14 protein-coding genes are annotated in these 16,882 nt (G+C 63.0%); 12 read left to right on the top strand and 2 right to left on the bottom strand.

Going from position 1 to position 16,882, the window contains the following annotated elements; genetic code table 11:
• The first annotated feature begins 39 nt into the window (after positions 1-39).
• Positions 40-1,158, top strand: coding sequence for a molecular chaperone DnaJ (dnaJ, locus tag RAM60_RS05510; protein WP_200983797.1), 1,119 nt, complete (start codon positions 40-42; stop codon positions 1,156-1,158).
• On the opposite strand, the gene RAM60_RS05515 is transcribed toward dnaJ, so the two are convergent.
• The gene (locus RAM60_RS05515) at positions 1,155-3,470 is read right to left on the bottom strand and encodes a patatin-like protein (RefSeq protein ID WP_369025244.1); all 2,316 of its coding nucleotides are present in this window, start codon (positions 3,468-3,470) and stop codon (positions 1,155-1,157) included. The genes dnaJ and RAM60_RS05515 overlap by 4 nt on opposite strands.
• 72 nt (positions 3,471-3,542) lie before the next feature.
• Between RAM60_RS05515 and radA the strand changes: the two genes are divergently transcribed.
• The 9 genes from radA (at position 3,543) to rnr (ending at position 14,558) form a co-directional block, all read left to right on the top strand.
• On the top strand, positions 3,543-4,907 hold the full coding sequence (gene radA / locus RAM60_RS05520; RefSeq protein ID WP_369025243.1) for a DNA repair protein RadA: 1,365 nt from the start codon (positions 3,543-3,545) through the stop codon (positions 4,905-4,907).
• A 17-nt stretch (positions 4,908-4,924) separates the two neighbouring features.
• Positions 4,925-5,449 (top strand): CvpA family protein, encoded by a 525-nt coding sequence (locus tag RAM60_RS05525; RefSeq protein ID WP_369025242.1) that lies wholly within the window; start codon positions 4,925-4,927, stop codon positions 5,447-5,449.
• Positions 5,446-5,880, top strand: coding sequence for an iron-sulfur cluster assembly scaffold protein (locus tag RAM60_RS05530; RefSeq protein ID WP_369025241.1), 435 nt, complete (start codon positions 5,446-5,448; stop codon positions 5,878-5,880). The genes RAM60_RS05525 and RAM60_RS05530 overlap by 4 nt, the downstream gene beginning before the upstream one ends.
• A gap of 45 nt (positions 5,881-5,925) precedes the next feature.
• Positions 5,926-7,572, top strand: a complete 1,647-nt coding sequence (locus tag RAM60_RS05535) for an MFS transporter (RefSeq protein ID WP_369025240.1) — start codon at positions 5,926-5,928, stop codon at positions 7,570-7,572.
• A gap of 7 nt (positions 7,573-7,579) precedes the next feature.
• The gene (locus RAM60_RS05540) at positions 7,580-8,617 is read left to right on the top strand and encodes an alanine racemase (RefSeq protein ID WP_369025239.1); all 1,038 of its coding nucleotides are present in this window, start codon (positions 7,580-7,582) and stop codon (positions 8,615-8,617) included.
• Between the two features lie 73 nt (positions 8,618-8,690).
• Entirely contained in the window at positions 8,691-9,233 is a 543-nt protein-coding gene (gene phaR / locus RAM60_RS05545; protein ID WP_200983804.1) for a polyhydroxyalkanoate synthesis repressor PhaR, read from the top strand.
• 50 nt (positions 9,234-9,283) lie between these two features.
• A complete protein-coding gene (gene proS / locus RAM60_RS05550; protein WP_369025238.1) occupies positions 9,284-10,828 on the top strand; it encodes a proline--tRNA ligase in 1,545 nt (514 codons plus the stop codon).
• A gap of 37 nt (positions 10,829-10,865) precedes the next feature.
• Entirely contained in the window at positions 10,866-12,227 is a 1,362-nt protein-coding gene (locus RAM60_RS05555) for a M28 family peptidase (protein ID WP_369025237.1), read from the top strand.
• A 69-nt stretch (positions 12,228-12,296) separates the two neighbouring features.
• Positions 12,297-14,558, top strand: a complete 2,262-nt coding sequence (gene rnr, locus RAM60_RS05560; protein WP_369025236.1) for a ribonuclease R — start codon at positions 12,297-12,299, stop codon at positions 14,556-14,558.
• Here rnr and RAM60_RS05565 read toward each other — a convergent pair.
• The gene (locus RAM60_RS05565; protein ID WP_200983810.1) at positions 14,555-15,007 is read right to left on the bottom strand and encodes a universal stress protein; all 453 of its coding nucleotides are present in this window, start codon (positions 15,005-15,007) and stop codon (positions 14,555-14,557) included. The genes rnr and RAM60_RS05565 overlap by 4 nt on opposite strands.
• A gap of 130 nt (positions 15,008-15,137) precedes the next feature.
• On the opposite strand from RAM60_RS05565, the gene RAM60_RS05570 reads away from it, so the two are divergent.
• The gene (locus tag RAM60_RS05570; protein ID WP_369025235.1) at positions 15,138-16,418 is read left to right on the top strand and encodes a pyruvate dehydrogenase complex dihydrolipoamide acetyltransferase; all 1,281 of its coding nucleotides are present in this window, start codon (positions 15,138-15,140) and stop codon (positions 16,416-16,418) included.
• Between the two features lie 4 nt (positions 16,419-16,422).
• A complete protein-coding gene (locus tag RAM60_RS05575; protein WP_369025234.1) occupies positions 16,423-16,800 on the top strand; it encodes an acyl-CoA thioesterase in 378 nt (125 codons plus the stop codon).
• Positions 16,801-16,882: the final 82 nt, after the last annotated feature.

Raw genomic sequence — 16,882 nt, forward strand, 5'->3', positions numbered from 1 at the left:
TTAGCGCCGGTGGCGGCTAGGTTTGGGGCGGATAGAACAATGTCAGCAACCGAAGTTGATTTTTACGAGGTCCTGGGCGTTTCGCGCGATGCGGACGGCGCGACCATCAAGAGCGCCTATCGCAAGCTTGCGATGCAGTATCATCCGGATCGCAATGCCGGGTGCAAGGAGAACGAGGACAAGTTCAAGGCGGTGAGCGCCGCCTATGAATGCCTCAAGGACCCGCAAAAGCGTGCGGCCTATGACCGCTACGGCCATGCAGCCTTCCAGAATGGTGGACCGGGTGCAGGCCATCCGGGCTCAGATTTCGGCGACATCGGCGATATCTTCGAAACCATCTTCGGCAGCGCCTTCGGCGGCGGTGGTCGTGCACAACCGCGTCGCGGAGCCGACCTGCGCTACGACATGCAGATCGATCTCGAGGATGCTTTTCATGGCAAGTCCGCCGAGATCGAGATCGAGGTCTCGCAGAACTGCGAGACCTGCCATGGCTCGGGTGCGACGCCCGGAACGCGTGCACGTACTTGCAACCTTTGTAGCGGGCGCGGACAGGTAAGGGCCAAGCAGGGCTTCTTCGTTGTCGAACGTCCCTGTCCGAACTGCCATGGCAGTGGCGAGGTAATCACCTCGCCGTGCCGCGATTGCGGCGGGGAAGGGCGGGTTGATCGCCCGCAAAAGCTCGAAGTCGAAATCCCGCCCGGTGTTGATACCGGTACGCGCATTCGGCTTTCCGGAAAGGGGGAGGCCGGACCGCGTGGAGCGCCCCCGGGCGATCTCTACATCTTCGTCCATGTGAAGCCGCATGCGATTTTCCAGCGCGAAGGCACCACGCTGGCTACGCGCGTGCCGATCAGCTTCACCAAGGCTGCCCTGGGCGGTTCGATCGATATTCCCAACCTTGATGGCGAGGAAGTCACGATCGAGATTCCGGCGGGCATCCAGTCGGGCAAGCAATTGCGCCAGCGTGGTGCCGGCATGCCTGTCCTTCAGGGACGAGGACGCGGCGATCTCGTTATCGAAATCGCCGTGGAAACTCCCACGAAGCTCAGCAAGCAGCAGCGAGCGCTACTCGAGCAGTTCCGTGAAACCGAAACTGGCGACGAATGCCCGGAAAGCCGGGGCTTTTTCGACAAGCTGAAAAGCACCTTCGGGGGTTAATGTAGCCTCTCGTTCACTTCACGCCTGATCTCGTCGATAAGCTTCAGCGAACAGCGCGCCGATACCTGCTCCTCGTCCAGGACGGCGTGAAATGCGTCGCGTTTGAAGTGCCGTATCGTGTCCTCCGGGAAGGGGTGCTGCATCGTTGAACAGACGAGGTCGATCATGCGTTCGGCCCCGTGCAGCCGCCCCCAGAGATAATCGTTCTCGCGATAGGCGCGACTGAAGAATGCTCCGAAATTGTAGAACTCGATCCCGCGCAAGGTAGCCTGCGTACCGCCTGCGCGAATGCTGCGGGCGTCGTCGGGACTGATCCGGTCGACTTTCACCGGATCGAATTCGGTCAGACCCTCGTTGCGAAGCAACGGAAGCGTGGCGACGTCGTAAAAGGGAAAGCCGAGGTAGGCGAATAGCATGCGACGACGCAGGTTCTTCGGCATCGCTTCAAGCGCATCGGCCAACATTTCTTCTGCCTGATCGTCCACCGATGGCAGGTTCCGGGCGATATCGATGAAATCCAGTACCGGTCCCGGCTCGGTCATGACACGCTGTGCCAATGGTTCGAATTTGGCACCCAGCGCGGCGACACCCTCCAACTCGAAAAACAAGGACATGATCTTGTAGACCGCATCGCGGCCTGCCTCGAGGGCGTCGTCGGGAATGTCCGGGTCCGCCTCCCAATCGCGTGAAAGCCTGCGGGCCAGAAGTCGCAGGCGGCGGATGCGAAAGCCTATGTCGTACCTGCGAAGGAAATCGATAGCCTCTGCAGATGCTCCGCCGCCAGGTGCAACGAGACTGGCGAGTCCGCGGCGTTCCAGTTCAGCACGCAAGACGGTCTCGATCGGGCCGGTATCTTCAAGCCCCAGCTTTGGCGCTGCCAACAACGAAAGGCGCGCCAGTCGGGTAACGATGCCGGCAAACTTGGCTTGGGCGTATGAATGAAACGCGTATCCTGCCGTTTCCGCCGCTGCTTGCTGGGCCTTCTTGCGCCAGGCTGCGAGACGGGGAGGAGTTGGGCGATCGAGAAACAGCGTCCTTCCGAACAGTTTCTCCACCGCCGCATCGACCTCTGGACGCAGAGCGGCAACGATGCGCGTCATCCGCGCGGCCTCGCGGCTTTGTTCCTCCAGTTGCTCGAGATTGTCCCTGATCGGTTGCTCGCGCGGGATCGTCGAGAGCGAGCCGAAAATTGCGGAAAAAAAACCGACGGGCTGGTCCAGGCCCTCACGCCGATGACTGAAACGGTCGGGGCGTGGATCAACGTAGACAAAGCGCCGGTCGACCTCACGCTGGGCCGGGCGGCCTTGCAATGCGGCGATTGCCCCGGCGAAGGGCTTGTTCACCAGCACCGACCCATCGATCAGCGACACATGGTGCATGGTGTCGCGTTCGGCATGGACCGGCATGATGCGTTCGAGAAAAGCCTCGCGCCCGCTCCAATGGCGACCCGATTGCTCGGCGAGCGCATCGATTTCCTCGATCCGAAGTGGGGGGAAAGCGCCGGGGAAGCTGGCCGTCGCGCGAGCGGCAAAAACGAGTTCCAGCGGATTTGCGAGACTTTCTCCTCCATGCAGCGGGCTGCGAGCACGAAAGGTGATAGGCATTCGATGCTCTGTGTCCTCGACCACCGGCGGACTGTTGAGCCGCAACAGTTCGAGGTAGCCGTGGTAATCGGTCGTTGTGACGTAAAGGTCCAGCGGATGACCCGGAGGAAGCAACGGCGCTTCCGATCGGGTTTCCGCCATCGCGCTGAATGCCTTTTCCAGCAGTTTGGAAAATCCGAGCCCGGAAAAGGGTGGTTCGAACCAGCGACCGCGGATCAGGTGCGAAACCTTGTGCTCGACTTCGGCGCGCGTTTCGGGCGCCACCGTGTTGGCGATGTCGCTACCAGGACGGCTAAGCATCCAGTTGGCGAATGGTTGAGCCCAGATCTTCGACAAGCGCCACGCGGGTTTGGCATCGGGGTCCACGAGCTGGTCCACGTCGGCAACCTCAAGCCACAGATTGGTCAGTGGTTCGAGGGACTGGCCGGAATGGATTGCCTGGGCGAGGAAGACGGCGTTTATCCCGCCCGCGCTGGCACCGCTCATGATGTCGGGCAGGATGCGGATGCGCAGGCCCTGGTCTTCTTCAATTCTTTCGAGGAGCCGGCGATATACCGCATCGACGCCACTGCGGGGCGCATCATGGGTATGAAAATCCCGGCTCGCCCGCGCCAGCTGCCATAACTCGCGTGTTACACCGTGCATGTAGACCGCCAGGCTCACCCCGCCGTAGCAGATCAGCGCAATTCGCAATTCTTTCTGACGCATCGAAGACTGTCATGCATGGATAGAACGCGCAAGGCAATTGCGTTCTTGAATTGTTCCGGTTAGCTAGACTGCATGGCCAAGCCAAAGAAACGCTATGTCTGCCAAGCCTGTGGCAGTGTCTCACACCGCTGGCAGGGGCAGTGCGCCGACTGTGCCGAGTGGAACACGTTGAGCGAAGAAGCGCCCGCAACGGTCTTCTCGCTCAAGCACGACCTATCGAGCGGGGGCAGGGGGATCGAGTTCGTCGATCTCGACAAGCCGGGCCTTCTTCCGACGCGTCAACCGACCGGACTTGCCGAATTCGACCGCGCGCTGGGAGGCGGGCTGGTGCCCGGATCCGCCATACTCATGGGCGGTGATCCGGGAATCGGGAAGTCGACCCTCCTGTTGCAGGCTGCGGCCCGGATTGCCCGTGAGGGACATGGGGTCGTCTATGTCAGCGGGGAAGAAGCGACGGGCCAGGTGCGCATGCGGGCCGCACGGCTCGGCCTGTCCGATGCGCCGGTCAAGCTCGCCTCTGCGACAGGTGTACGCGACATCCTGACGACGCTTGGCGGGATGGATGCACCGCGTTTCCTTGTGATCGATTCGATTCAGACAATGCATTCAGACACGATCGAGGGCGCTCCCGGCACGGTGAGCCAGGTGCGTGGATGCGCTTTCGAACTCATTCGTTACGCCAAGGAAAACAATGTCGCGCTGGTGCTGGTCGGCCATGTCACCAAGGACGGTAACATCGCCGGGCCACGCGTGCTGGAGCACATGGTCGATGTGGTGATGAGCTTCGAGGGAGAGCGCAGTCACCAGTATCGCATCCTGCGCGCGCTCAAGAACCGCTTCGGTGCTGTCGACGAGATCGGCGTCTTCGCCATGGCCGGCGAAGGACTGGAAGAGGTCGCCAACCCGTCCATGCTGTTCCTCTCCGGCCATGACCGGCCGATGGCGGGCAGCGCGGTCTTTCCCGCCATGGAAGGGACGCGACCCGTTCTTGTCGAGATACAGGCGCTCATCGTCCGGCTGCAGTCGGGTGCAACACCGCGCCGGGCCGTGGTTGGCTGGGATAGCGGGAGACTGGCCATGTTGCTCGCAGTCCTGGAGTCGCGATGTGGTCTCAATTTCAGTTCGGCAGAAGTCTATCTCAACGTCTCGGGTGGATATCGGCTGTCCGATCCTGCCGCAGACCTCGCAGTTGCCGCGGCGCTGGTGAGCGCACTTGCCGACAAACCATTACCCGAACGCAGTGTTTGGCTCGGCGAGGTGTCGCTTTCAGGCGAAGTCAGGCCTGTGGCCCACGCGGGGATGCGCCTGCGCGAAGCCGCCAAGCTCGGTTTCGCAAAAGGTTTCGGTCCGTCCGATGCCAAGGGCATCTCTTCGGAACTCGATTACTCAGGCTTGGGACAACTCGCGAACCTCGTTGACCGTATCGTCGGGACCTAATACCCGTCCAAAGGGTCATGACGGGTTTCGATCTCATAGTTCTGCTCATCGTGGGCATAGCCGCTGTCGGCGGCTTTATGCGTGGCTTCGTGCAGGAGGTACTTTCGCTGGGGGCCTGGGTTCTTGCGGCTTTTGCCATCCGCTACCTGCACACCCCGCTGACGCTGGCCATGCAGAATTACATCGGGGCCGACATCACGACCTCGCTGCTCGCGTTCACATTGCTGCTCCTCATTCCCTATGCCGCGATGAAGGTCATCGCCAACAACGTAGGGCAAGCTTCGAAGAATTCGATTCTCGGACCGATCGACCGCGTGCTGGGTTTCGGCTTCGGCGCGCTCAAAGGCATCTTGATCACGATCCTCGCCTTTTCTCTCCTCGTGCTCGGCTACGATACCGTGTGGAGCTACAAGGGGCGCCCAGCGTGGATCACAACCGCACGCAGCTATGAACTGGTCGACGCAAGCTCGCGCGCCTTGGTAGAAGTGTTGGCGGAACGCCGTGCGCGTCTCAACAAGCAGCAGGCTGCCGGGGAAGAATGACCGTCAGGCCAAGCGGGGTGCTGTATTCTCCGCAATTGCTGTCACTCGCCGTCGAACTTGCCGATTACCCGATCCGGACCTCAGCACCTGCCCTGGGCCATGCCCGATCGCGCACTTGTGGCAGCACGATCGCCCTCTCTTCAATGTCGACCGGGGTCGTCTCCGAACCTGGGTTGAAAGTGGCAGCCTGCGCTGTCGGGCAGGCCGCCGCCGCTATCTTCGCGCGCTCGGCAGAGGGCCTGACGGCTAGAGAATTGCAGGAGCACCTTGAAGAAATCGCGGTCTGGCTTTCTGGTGGGGAGGGGCTGCCACGCTGGCCGCGATTCACTGCGCTGATTCCGGCACGCGATTATCCCGGACGGCACGAGGCGATCCAGCTGCCGTGGAGAGCGGCGATCGATGCGCTTTGCAAGGGGGAGGGCGGCGGCTAGACCGCTTGCTCTAAATACAAAGGGACCGAGAGGGGAGCATTACGAATGGCTGCAGATGGCGCCACGCACAGGGAACCGACCGACAAGGAAATTCGCCTGGTCATCGCGGCAAGTTCGGCGGGGACGATCTTCGAGTGGTATGATTTCTTCATCTACGGCACGCTTGCCGCACTCATCGGCGCTGCTTTTTTCCCGAGCGACAACGAGACGCTGGAAATCCTGCTGGTCTGGGCGGGCTTTGCTGTCGGCTTCGGGTTTCGGCCTCTGGGTGCCATCCTCTTCGGCTTCCTCGGGGACAAGCTGGGTCGAAAATACACCTTTCTCGTGACGGTTACTCTCATGGGCATCGCCACGGCGGGCGTTGGCCTCATCCCCGGGGCCGCGAGCATTGGCCTTGCTGCGCCACTTATCGTGCTCGGCCTCCGCATCCTCCAGGGCCTGGCGCTCGGCGGTGAATATGGCGGCGCGGCTATCTATGTCGCCGAACACGCTCCGCCAGAGAAGCGCGGATACTACACCAGCTTCATCCAGGCGAGCGTGGTCGGCGGGTTCGTGCTTTCGATCGCCGTGGTGGCTGCATGCCGCGCATTGATCCCTGCCGACGACTTCGCAGCCTGGGGCTGGCGCGTGCCATTCCTGCTCTCGATAATCCTGCTGGCCATATCTCTCTGGATGCGACTGAAGCTTAACGAGAGCCCGGTGTTCCAGGCGATGAAGGCTGCCGGAGAGACAGCAGGCAACCCCTTCGTCGAGAGCTTCACCTACCCTGGCAACAAGAAGCGCATTTTCGTCGCTCTCTTCGGCGTTGCGGGTGTGCTGACGGTGATCTGGTACACCGCCTTCTTCTATGGCCTGTCGTTCCTCCGCGGCCCGATGCGGATGGAGGACAGCCTGACCGAGTGGGTCATGCTCATCTCGGGCCTGATCTCAATGTCGTTCTACATTTGGGTCGGACGCTGGTCCGACAAGGTGGGCCGCAAGAAACCGATCATCATCGGTGCGATCGCGACGCTGGTCTTCCTGTTCCCGATCTTCTGGGGGCTCGGTGCACTGAGTAATCCCGGTCTCGCCAGCAGCGCGCGCGAAGCTCCGGTCGTGGTTGCGGGAGAGAACTGCACCTACGATCCCTTCGCCAGCAAACAGGCCACCGAATGCGGCCGCCTCCTTGCAGACCTGACTTCTCTAGGCGTCTCTTACACTGTTGCCGATCCTTACGGCGAGGCTCGCGCGACGGTGGGTGGTGAGAATATCCCGATTGACATGGCCGACGACGCAGGCCGCAAGAATGCACTTCAGGTCGCACTCGAAGCCAAGGGTTACGATTTCGCCAAGCAGACGCCGCCACTTGGAAGCCTCATCGGGATCATCGCGCTGCTTTGCTCGCTGGGAATGCTGTCCGCGCTGACCTACGGCTCGGTTGCGGCGCTGCTTGCGGAGATGTTCCCGGCGCGTATCCGATATTCCTCAATGTCGATCCCGTATCACATGGGCGCGGGCTATCTCGGCGGATTCCTGCCACTCATCGCGGGGTATATTGTCGCCAGCACCGGGAACGCCTACGCGGGCCTCTGGTATTGCTGGGGAGTGATGGCCTTCGGCCTCGTCGTGGCATGGTGGGGTATCCCGAGCGGACCGCCGAGCGACTTCGAGGAAAGCGGAGAGGATCCGCCGGTCTCGCCCGTACTTCCATGAGGATTTGATGACCGAACTGCCGCCGCCGACTCTGCGGCTCGATATCGACACCGACGCGCTTGCCCACAACTGGCGCGCGCTTGACGCCATGTCCGGCGCGGCGAGGGCAGGGGCTGCGGTGAAGGCCGATTGCTATGGGCTCGGCGTCGACAATTGTGTGCCAGCCTTGCGCGATGCGGGATGTCGGGACTTCTTCGTGGCGCACTGGAGTGAGGTTCCGGCAGTCCTCGCGCATGTCCCGGCTACGCAGGTTGCCGTGCTCCACGGACCGCTCACGAGCGTGGAAGCCGACTACGCTCGCGCCACGGGGGTCTTGCCGATCATCGACAGTGTCCGGCAGGCGCACCTTTGGAACCAGTCGGGCGGGGGCCCATGCCACCTGATGATCGACACCGGGATCAACCGCCTCGGTCTGTCGATCGGAGAGATTGGCGATCCCGCGATCCAGGCGCTCGACGTGCAAATCCTGATGAGCCACCTCGCATCCTCCGACGAGGATAGCGAAATGAACAAGCGCCAGTTGGAGAGCTTCAAAACCGTCCTCCCGCAGGTTCGGCATCGGGAAGCCAGCCTCGCCAACAGCGCCGGAATCGGTCTTGGCGGCGACTACCACTTTGCGCTGACACGGCCCGGCCTTGCTCTGTACGGGGGCGTCCCGACAGCCGCATTCGATGGTGCAATCCGTCAGGTAGCCCGCCCGCGCGCAGCGATCATCCAGACCCGAACTCTCTCTGCCGGCGATACCGTCGGTTACAACGCCACGTTCACTGCGCCCACGGCCATGCGTGTCGGTGTCGTCTCGCTTGGATACGCTGACGGTATACTTCGCGCCTGGGGTGGCGGAAGCTTCAAGTACGGCGACATTTCGCTCCCGATCCTCGGGAAGGTCTCGATGGACATGATCGTGATCGACCTGACCCAGGCGCCCGGAATTGCCGAGGGTGACTGGGTCGAATTACCCTATCATCTGCCCGATGCTGCGCAGCAAACCACTCTTTCGCAATATGAATTGCTTACCGTTCTGGGACGTCGCTTCACTCGCTGACAGCTGCGTGTTGCGCTGCACATTGTGCGAGTGCTAAGGCCATCGCAACGCACAAACGGGGAGTTGCGAGCACATGGCCAAGCGTACAGCTGAAGGCGAGCCGATCATCATCAAGAAATACGCTAACCGGCGGCTCTACAACACCGATACCAGTAGTTATATTACGCTCGACGACCTCGCCGGCATGGTGCGCGAAAATGTCGACTTCCAGGTGCTCGACGCGAAAACAGGCGACGACATCACCCACACCATCCTGACGCAGATCATCGTCGAGGAAGAATCCAGCGGATCGCAGATGCTGCCGGTCAGCTTCCTGCGCGACCTTATCTCGATGTACGGCAATTCGATGCAGTCGATGATGCCGAGTTACCTCGAAGCGAGCATGGCCAATTTCCGCAAGAACCGCGAGCAACTGCATGACGCCTTCATGAAGGGCATTTCGTCGAACCCGCTTGCCAAGATGGCCGAAGTGAACCTGAAGATGATGCAGGGCGCGGCCGAAGCCTTCATCCCCGGAGCGCGCAAGGCAGCCAAGCCGGACCAGTCGGACGAGCTTGCCAAGATGCGCGAGCAAATGGCGGCGATGCAGAAGAAGCTGGACGAACTCAGCAAATAGCGGCATCGGCCCGTCGCCTTTTGAACTGCTAGATTACGGGAATTTGCGACGTGGCCCAGATCCGCCATGCCTTGAACACCAAGCGCGCCGACGATTTCGCCGCCTGGTACCAGGAAGTCATCTCCGCCGCCGAAATGGCCGAGGAATCGGGGGTGCGCGGCTGCATGGTCATCAAGCCATGGGGCTACGGCATCTGGGAGCGCATGCAGCGCCTGCTCGATGACCGGATCAAGGCGACTGGCCATGACAATTGCTATTTCCCGCTGTTCATCCCGCTCTCGAACTTCGCCCGGGAGGCAGAGCATGTCGACGGCTTCGCCAAGGAAATGGCCGTGGTCACGCATCACCGCCTTATCGCCGGTCCCGAGGGGGGGCTGATCCCCGATCCCGAGGCAAAGCTGGAAGAACCGCTGGTCGTCCGTCCCACCTCCGAGACCATCATCGGCGACGCGATGGCCCGCTGGGTCCAGTCGTGGCGCGACCTCCCGCTCAAGCTCAACCAGTGGGCCAACGTCGTCCGCTGGGAAATGCGCACCCGCATGTTCCTGCGCACCAGTGAATTCCTCTGGCAGGAAGGCCACACGGCACACGCCGACGAGGCCGAGGCGAAGGAACACACGCTTCGCATGCTCGAAGTCTATCGCGCCTTTGCGGACGAGGACTTGAGCCTCGCCGTGATCGCTGGCGAGAAGCCCGAGAACGAACGTTTCCCCGGTGCGGTCGAGACCTGGTCGATCGAGGCGATGATGCAGGACGGCAAGGCGCTGCAGGCCGGCACCAGCCACTATCTCGGCACCAATTTCGCGCAGGCCAGCGGCATCCAGTACCAGGACCGCGAAGGCTCGCAGACATATGCCCACACAACCAGCTGGGGTGTATCGACCCGCATGGTCGGCGGGGTCATCATGACGCATGGCGATGACGACGGCCTTCGCCTGCCTCCCAGGATCGCGCCGCAGCAGGTCATCATCCTGCCGATGCTGCGCGAAGATGACGGCGATGCGAAGCTTATCGAATATTGCGAGGGCCTGCGTGCGACGCTCGCCAGCCAGCATGTGCTGGGCGAACCGCTGCGCGTCCTGCTGGATACGCGCCCGGGCAAGGCCGCCCAGAAACGCTGGGACTGGGTGCGCAAAGGTGCCCCGGTCATCGTCGAAGTCGGTGGCCGCGACATGGAAAACGGCGTGGTCAGCATGCTGCGCCGCGACCGGTTGTGGGACGAAGCGACCGGAAAACCCGCCTTCCAGACCCCGACGCGCGAAGTGGCCGGTCAGACCATCCCCGATGTGCTCGCCGACATGCAGGCAGCGCTGCTTACACAGGCGACCGAACGCCGGGAAGCCAACATGACCCGCGGTGTAACCGAATTCGCGCAGGTTGAGGCGCATTTCAGTGGCGATGCCAAGTACCCTGGTTGGGTCGAAGTCCAGTGGTCGAAGCCCACCGGGGCCGCGCTCGACAAGATTGTCGAGCAGCTCAAGGCGCACAAGCTCACCATGCGCAACGTGCCGATCGGTTCGGCACCTGCCGACGGCGCTTGCATCTTTACTGGCGAGAAGGCGGTCGAGCGGGTGCTGCTGGCAAAGGCCTACTGACTTGATCTGACACGGGGATTGGCCGAGACGGGCTGGCATGAAAAAGCTCGCACTTCTCACCGTCCTCGTTTCGACATCGCTTTCGGCGCAAGGCACGCCTCCGCCCATACCCGATCCTGCCGCAGAGGTTTCGGAAGCTCGTCTGCGCGCGGATATCGACACGCTGGTTGCCTTCGGAACGCGGCACACGTTGTCCGAGCAGGATAATCCGAAGCGCGGGATCGGCGCGGCGGTCGACTGGGGCCTTGCCGAATTCGGACGAATTTCGACGCAGTGCGGAGGATGCCTCGAAGTCGTGGCCCCGGAACGCATGGTGCAAGGGGACCGCATCCCCAACCCGGTCCGCCTGCGCAACGCAGTGGCGATGCAGCGCGGTTATGAACGCCCGAACGAAGTGGTGATCGTTCAGGGGCACATCGACAGTCGCGTTTCAGATCCTCTAGACTGGCAGAAGGATGCGCCGGGCGCGAATGACGACGGTTCGGGAACGGTGTTGGTGCTCGAAGCGGCGCGCAACCTCTCCCAAAAGCGCTATCCGGTTACCATCGTCTATGCGCTGCTCTCGGGTGAGGAACAGGGCCTCTTCGGCGGCCGCCTGTTGGCTGACTATGCGGCGGAGCAGGGCTGGAACGTCAAGGCCGTGCTGAACAACGATATTGTTGGCGGGTCCTGCGGCAGCGACGGATATTGTGACGCGGCTCATGTCCGCGTTTTCTCGGAAGGCCCGCGTGCCGACCTGACCAACGAACTGCGCGCCATGCAGCGAAGGGAAGGCGGGGAGAACGACACTCCCGGCAGGAATCTCTCGCGGTATATCGACCGGCTCGCTGAGAACACGGACGGAAGCCTCGATGTCCGTCAGATCTGGCGTGCCGACCGCATGGGGCGCGGCGGGGACCAGATACCGTTCCTCGAGAAGGGGTATCCCGCGGTCCGGATTACGGTCGCGGTCGAGAACTACAACTGGCAGCACCAGGACCTGCGGACCGAGGACGGCATCGAATATGGCGATACGCCCGACAAGATGGACTTTCCCTACCTTGCCCGCGTCACGCAGTTGAACATTCGCGCACTTGACGCTCTTGCCCGCACTCCCAACCCGCCCAAGTCCATCGCGAAGGCGGCGGTCCAGACCTTCACCGATGTCAGCTGGGAGGAGGTGCCGGGTGCCATCGGTTACTCGGTCTGGCAGCGTCGTACCGACGAGCCTTACTGGCCCGAGGAGCCGGTGATCGCGAACGTCGTCGCGACCAATGCCCGCCTTGAAGGCGTACGCGGCGACGACTGGATCTTCGGGGTCAGCGCAATCGGCAATGACGGCACGAGCGGACCCGTTGCGAGCGCGGTCCCGGCCGGCCAATACGCGCCCGTCTCATCCAAGAAGGATGACAGCGAGTAAGCGCGTCCCCATATGGCGCGCATGACAAAACAGAACAAAAGCCGGCGCCCCGCGAAATTGCAGGCGGGGATGCCGAGCAAGGAACAGATACTCGAATTCCTCCAGAGCTCCGAAACCCCCGCAGGCAAGCGTGAAATCGCCAAGGCCTTCGGCCTCAAGGGGCAGGAGAAGATCGCGCTCAAGAAGCGACTCAAGGACATGGCCGAAGAAGGCCTGATCGACGGGAAGCGCACTGCCTATCACCGGATGGGCGGCGTCCCGAAGGTGACCGTACTGAAGGTGGTTGGCATCGAGGATGGTGAGCCGATCGCCGAGCCCGAAAACTGGGCACCTGATGCGCCCGGAAAACCGCCGCGGTTGATCGTCAAGGAAACGAAGAAGATGGCTGCGCTCAAGCGCGGCGATCGATTCCTGGCTCGCACTGAAGAGGTCGGTAGCGGCTGGATCGCTCACCCGATGAAAAAGCTGCCGGCGCGCACCGAGGGGATGATGGGCGTCGTCGAAATGGACGGTGCGGGCAATCCCTGGCTTGCGCCGGTCGACAAGCGCGTCCGCGATTCCGCGCCCATCGGCGAACTTGGCGAGGCCAAGGAGGGCGACCTCGTCCTCGCCGAGCGAATGGGCAAATCGGTCCGCTCGAAGGTCAAGGTGGTGGAGGTCATCGGTGATCCGCTGGCGCCCAAGGCCTTCAGCCTGATCGCCATCGCCAAGCACGGCATTCCGCACATTTTCGCTCAGGAAGCGCTCGACGAAGCACAGCGGGCGACCGAACTCGCGCTTTCGCACGATCACCGCGAAGACCTGCGTGCGGTTCCCATCGTGGCGATCGACCCTGCAGATGCCCGCGACCATGACGATGCCATCTGGGCCGAGCCGGACGGGAAGGGCGGCTTCAACGCCATCGTCGCAATTGCCGATGTGTCCTACTACGTCCGCCCCGGAGGCGCGCTTGATCGCGAGGCAAGGAAGCGCGGCAATTCGGTTTATTTCCCCGACCGCGTCGTGCCGATGCTCCCCGAGATTCTCAGCGCAGACGTCTGTTCGCTCAAGCAGGACGTCGATCGCGCTGCGATGGCCTGCCACATGCACATCGATACAGAGGGCAAGGTCGACAGCTGGCGCTTCACCCGCGCCATCGTCCGCCTTGCGGCCAACATCGCCTATGAGGACGCGCAGGCTGCCATCGACGGCGGCGAGGCGCCCGAATACCTCCAGAACCTGTGGGGGGCGTGGAAACTGCTGTTCAAGGCACGCGAGGCACGCGATCCGCTCGACCTCGAGCTGCCCGAGAGGCAGGTGAAGCTCAACGACGCGGGCAAGATTGAGGAGATCGCCATTCGCGAACGCCTCGATGCGCACCGCGTGGTCGAGGATTTCATGATCGCCGCCAACGTCGCCGCTGCCAAGGCCCTGGAGGCCAAGACCGCACCCGTGGTCTATCGCATCCACGAACAGCCGAGCCGCGAGAAACTGATTGCCCTGCGCGATTATCTCGCCACGCAAGGCCGCAAGCTGGCGATGGGCCAGGTCATCACTCCAGGCCTGTTCAACCGCATGCTCAAGGACATTGCCGATCCGTCCGAAAAGGCGCTGATCATGGAGGCGGTCCTGCGCAGCCAGACCCAGGCCTATTACGGCCCCGCGAACGCCGGCCACTTCGGCCTTGCGCTGGGCAGCTATGCCCACTTCACCTCGCCCATCCGCCGCTATTCCGACCTGCTGGTCCACCGGGCGCTGGTCGATGCCTACAAGCTCGAGCAGCCGAAGCCGAAACTCGACCTGCCCGAAACCACGGGCCTGTCGGATCGCGACAAGAGCGCGTTGCACCAGATCACCGACGCGATCAGTCAGACCGAGCGCCGGGCGATGGAGGCGGAACGCGACACCATCGACCGTTACGTCGCAGCCTGGCTCTCGGGCCGCGTCGGCGAGACCTTCGACACGCGCATAACCGGCGTGCAGGGTTTCGGCTTCTTCGCCACGATCGACAAGCTGGGCGGTGACGGGCTGGTCCCGGTTAGCACGCTGGGCCGCGAGTATTTCAGCTACGACGAGAAAGCGCAGAAGCTGATCGGCGAGCAAACCGGCACCGAATATGCCGTCGGTGACCGGCTCAAGCTGAAACTGGCCGAAGCCAATGCGTTGACCGGCGCGCTCAAGTTCGAAGTGCCCGATAGCGACGGTGCCGCGATCGAGAAGCGCGGCCACCGTCCGCCGCCGCGCAGCAAGCCACCGAAAAAGGGGAAAGGCGCTCCCCGGCAGAAGCACGAGCAGGGCCAGCGAGGAAGACCCAAGAACATCCGCCACCAGGGTCGCGGCAAGAAGCGCTAGGCTAGGCGGTCGAGGTCCTCGCGGCTCAATCCGCCGGGGATGAGATAGAGCGGGCAGCTCAGCCCGCCCGCATGGCCGGAGAAGTGGTTTACCAGCGGACCCGGCCCGCCATCGGCGCTGGCCCCCAGCACCAGCGCCGCAATCTCGCCGTGCTCTTCGATGTACTTGCGGATGACGTCTGCAGGGGCACCGGGACGCACGGCGATGACCGGCATCCGGCCGCTTTCGGCGAAAATGTTGCCGGCTGCGTTGTTGGCCATGACCTCGGCCCGTTCGCGCGCTTCCTGCTCGATGGTGGCCTGGACCGCGCCAAAGGCATTGAAGGTCTGCTGCGGCACCAGCGCGAGGATATGGACCGATCCGCCGGTCTTCTGCGCACGCAGCGAGGCGAAGCGAAGCGCCTGTTTCGCTTCGTCGGTCTCGTCCATCACGACTAGGTAGATACGCATATGTGCTCCCCGGCTCCCTTGGCGCGGGTTACTCGGTAATTCGTATTCTGCGCAAGCACCTTGCAGCAACGGTTCATTTTGGCCAGAGGTGCCAGCGAACTCTCTCCCCAGCGAGGACGTAACGTCAAACATGCCCACGCCGATCAAGATGCCCGCCCTTTCGCCCACCATGGAGGAGGGAACCCTCGCAAAATGGCTGGTTAAACCCGGCGATACCGTGAGCGCCGGCGACATCATGGCCGAGATCGAAACCGACAAGGCGACGATGGAATTCGAGGCGGTGGACGAAGGCGTGATCGCCTCCATCGCGGTCGAGGCCGGGACCGAAGGCGTGAAGGTCGGCACGGTCATCGCCATGCTTGCCGAAGAGGGCGAGGATGTCAGCGCGGCTGCGGCGGCCGCACCTGCTGCTGAGGAAGCCAAGCCCGCACCCAAGGCCGAGGCTGCACCGGCTCCGGCTCCCGCTCCCACTGTTACGCCCGCAGCTTCCGCGGCACCCAAGGCTTCTGGCGACCGCATTCTCGCCTCGCCGCTTGCCAAGCGGATTGCCGAGCAGAAGGGCGTGGACCTTGCAGGGGTCAAGGGCAGCGGCCCCAACGGCCGTATCGTCAAGGCCGATGTCGAGGGCGCCAGCCCCGGCGCAGCACCGGCGAAGGCGGAGACTGCCCCTCCTGCCGCACCGGCTCCGGCCAAGCCCGCAACGCTCGGTGGCGATCTCGATGCGCCATACGAGGCGCAGAAGCTCAACAATGTCCGCAAGGTTATCGCACGCCGCCTGACCGAAGCGAAGCAGACGATTCCGCACATCTACCTCACCGTGGACGTGCGCCTCGATGCGCTGCTCAAGCTGCGCGCCGAGCTCAACAAGTCGCTCGAAGCGGACGGGGTGAAGCTGTCGGTCAATGACCTGCTGATCAAGGCTCTTGCCCGCGCGCTCCAGCGCGTGCCCAAGTGCAACGTCAGCTTCCAGGGCGACGAGCTCTACCAGTATGCCCGCGAGGACATTTCGGTAGCGGTCGCCGCGCCTTCGGGTCTCATCACCCCGATCATCCGCGATGCGGGCCGCAAGGGCCTCGCGCAGATCAGCACCGAGATGAAGGAGCTGGCGGGCAAGGCCAAGGACGGCAAGCTGCAGCCGCATGAATTCCAGGGCGGCACCGCCTCGCTTTCCAACCTCGGCATGTTCGGCACCAAGCAGTTCGACGCGGTGATCAACCCGCCGCAGGCGATGATCCTCGCGGTCGGCGCGGGCGAGCAGCGCCCCTGGGTTATCGACGGCGCGCTCGGCGTCGCCACCGTGATGAGCGCCACGGGCAGCTTCGACCACCGCGCCATCGACGGCGCCGACGGCGCAGCGCTGATGCAGGCGTTCCAGCAGCTGGTCGAGAACCCTATGGGGCTGGTGGTCTAGGTCGATGTCGAAAGGTGAGCTCACGATCAGGGCCACCGCCATGCCGACCGACCTCAACCCTTATGGCGGGGTGTTCGGCGGGTGGCTGATGAGCCAGATGGCGCTCGGCGCAGGATCGCTTGCGAGCCGCGAGGGCAAGGGCAAGGCGGTGGTCGTCTCGGCAACCGATTTCGCCTTCCCCGGCGCGATGCAGGTGGGCGACGAGCTCTCGGTCTATTGCGCAGTCGCTGCGATCGGAAACACCTCGCTCACCATCACCGCCGAAGCCATAGCTCGCGAGCGCAATGGCGAGGCCGAGACAAAAGTCGCGCAAGGCACGTTCAAGTTCGTGTTGCTCGACGATAACGACCGGCCCCGGGCCGTCGCGGCGAACCGGGCGTGAGCAATGTCCTACATCCCCCTCTGTGGGTACCATCGGCGGCATGACCAGCCCCGCACACCGCCCGAATACCTATTCCGTTTTC

Origin of the sequence: Qipengyuania sp. RANM35, from assembly GCF_041021145.2 — a bacterium.
Taxonomy (GTDB): Bacteria; Pseudomonadota; Alphaproteobacteria; order Sphingomonadales; family Sphingomonadaceae; genus Qipengyuania; species Qipengyuania soli.

Bases quoted from the DNA above. Each gene is read 5' to 3' on its own strand.
- radA (WP_369025243.1), top strand. From the start codon at position 3,543: ATGGCCAAGCCAAAGAAACGCTATGTCTGCCAAGCCTGTGGCAGTGTC.
- phaR (WP_200983804.1), top strand. From the start codon at position 8,691: ATGGCCAAGCGTACAGCTGAAGGCGAGCCGATCATCATCAAGAAATAC.
- RAM60_RS05575 (WP_369025234.1), top strand. From the start codon at position 16,423: ATGTCGAAAGGTGAGCTCACGATCAGGGCCACCGCCATGCCGACCGAC.
- RAM60_RS05570 (WP_369025235.1), top strand. From the start codon at position 15,138: ATGCCCACGCCGATCAAGATGCCCGCCCTTTCGCCCACCATGGAGGAG.
- RAM60_RS05515 (WP_369025244.1), bottom strand. From the start codon at position 3,470: ATGCGTCAGAAAGAATTGCGAATTGCGCTGATCTGCTACGGCGGGGTG.
- dnaJ (WP_200983797.1), top strand. From the start codon at position 40: ATGTCAGCAACCGAAGTTGATTTTTACGAGGTCCTGGGCGTTTCGCGC.
- RAM60_RS05525 (WP_369025242.1), top strand. From the start codon at position 4,925: ATGACGGGTTTCGATCTCATAGTTCTGCTCATCGTGGGCATAGCCGCT.
- RAM60_RS05540 (WP_369025239.1), top strand. From the start codon at position 7,580: ATGACCGAACTGCCGCCGCCGACTCTGCGGCTCGATATCGACACCGAC.
- RAM60_RS05530 (WP_369025241.1), top strand. From the start codon at position 5,446: ATGACCGTCAGGCCAAGCGGGGTGCTGTATTCTCCGCAATTGCTGTCA.
- rnr (WP_369025236.1), top strand. From the start codon at position 12,297: ATGCCGAGCAAGGAACAGATACTCGAATTCCTCCAGAGCTCCGAAACC.
- RAM60_RS05535 (WP_369025240.1), top strand. From the start codon at position 5,926: ATGGCTGCAGATGGCGCCACGCACAGGGAACCGACCGACAAGGAAATT.
- RAM60_RS05555 (WP_369025237.1), top strand. From the start codon at position 10,866: ATGAAAAAGCTCGCACTTCTCACCGTCCTCGTTTCGACATCGCTTTCG.
- RAM60_RS05565 (WP_200983810.1), bottom strand. From the start codon at position 15,007: ATGCGTATCTACCTAGTCGTGATGGACGAGACCGACGAAGCGAAACAG.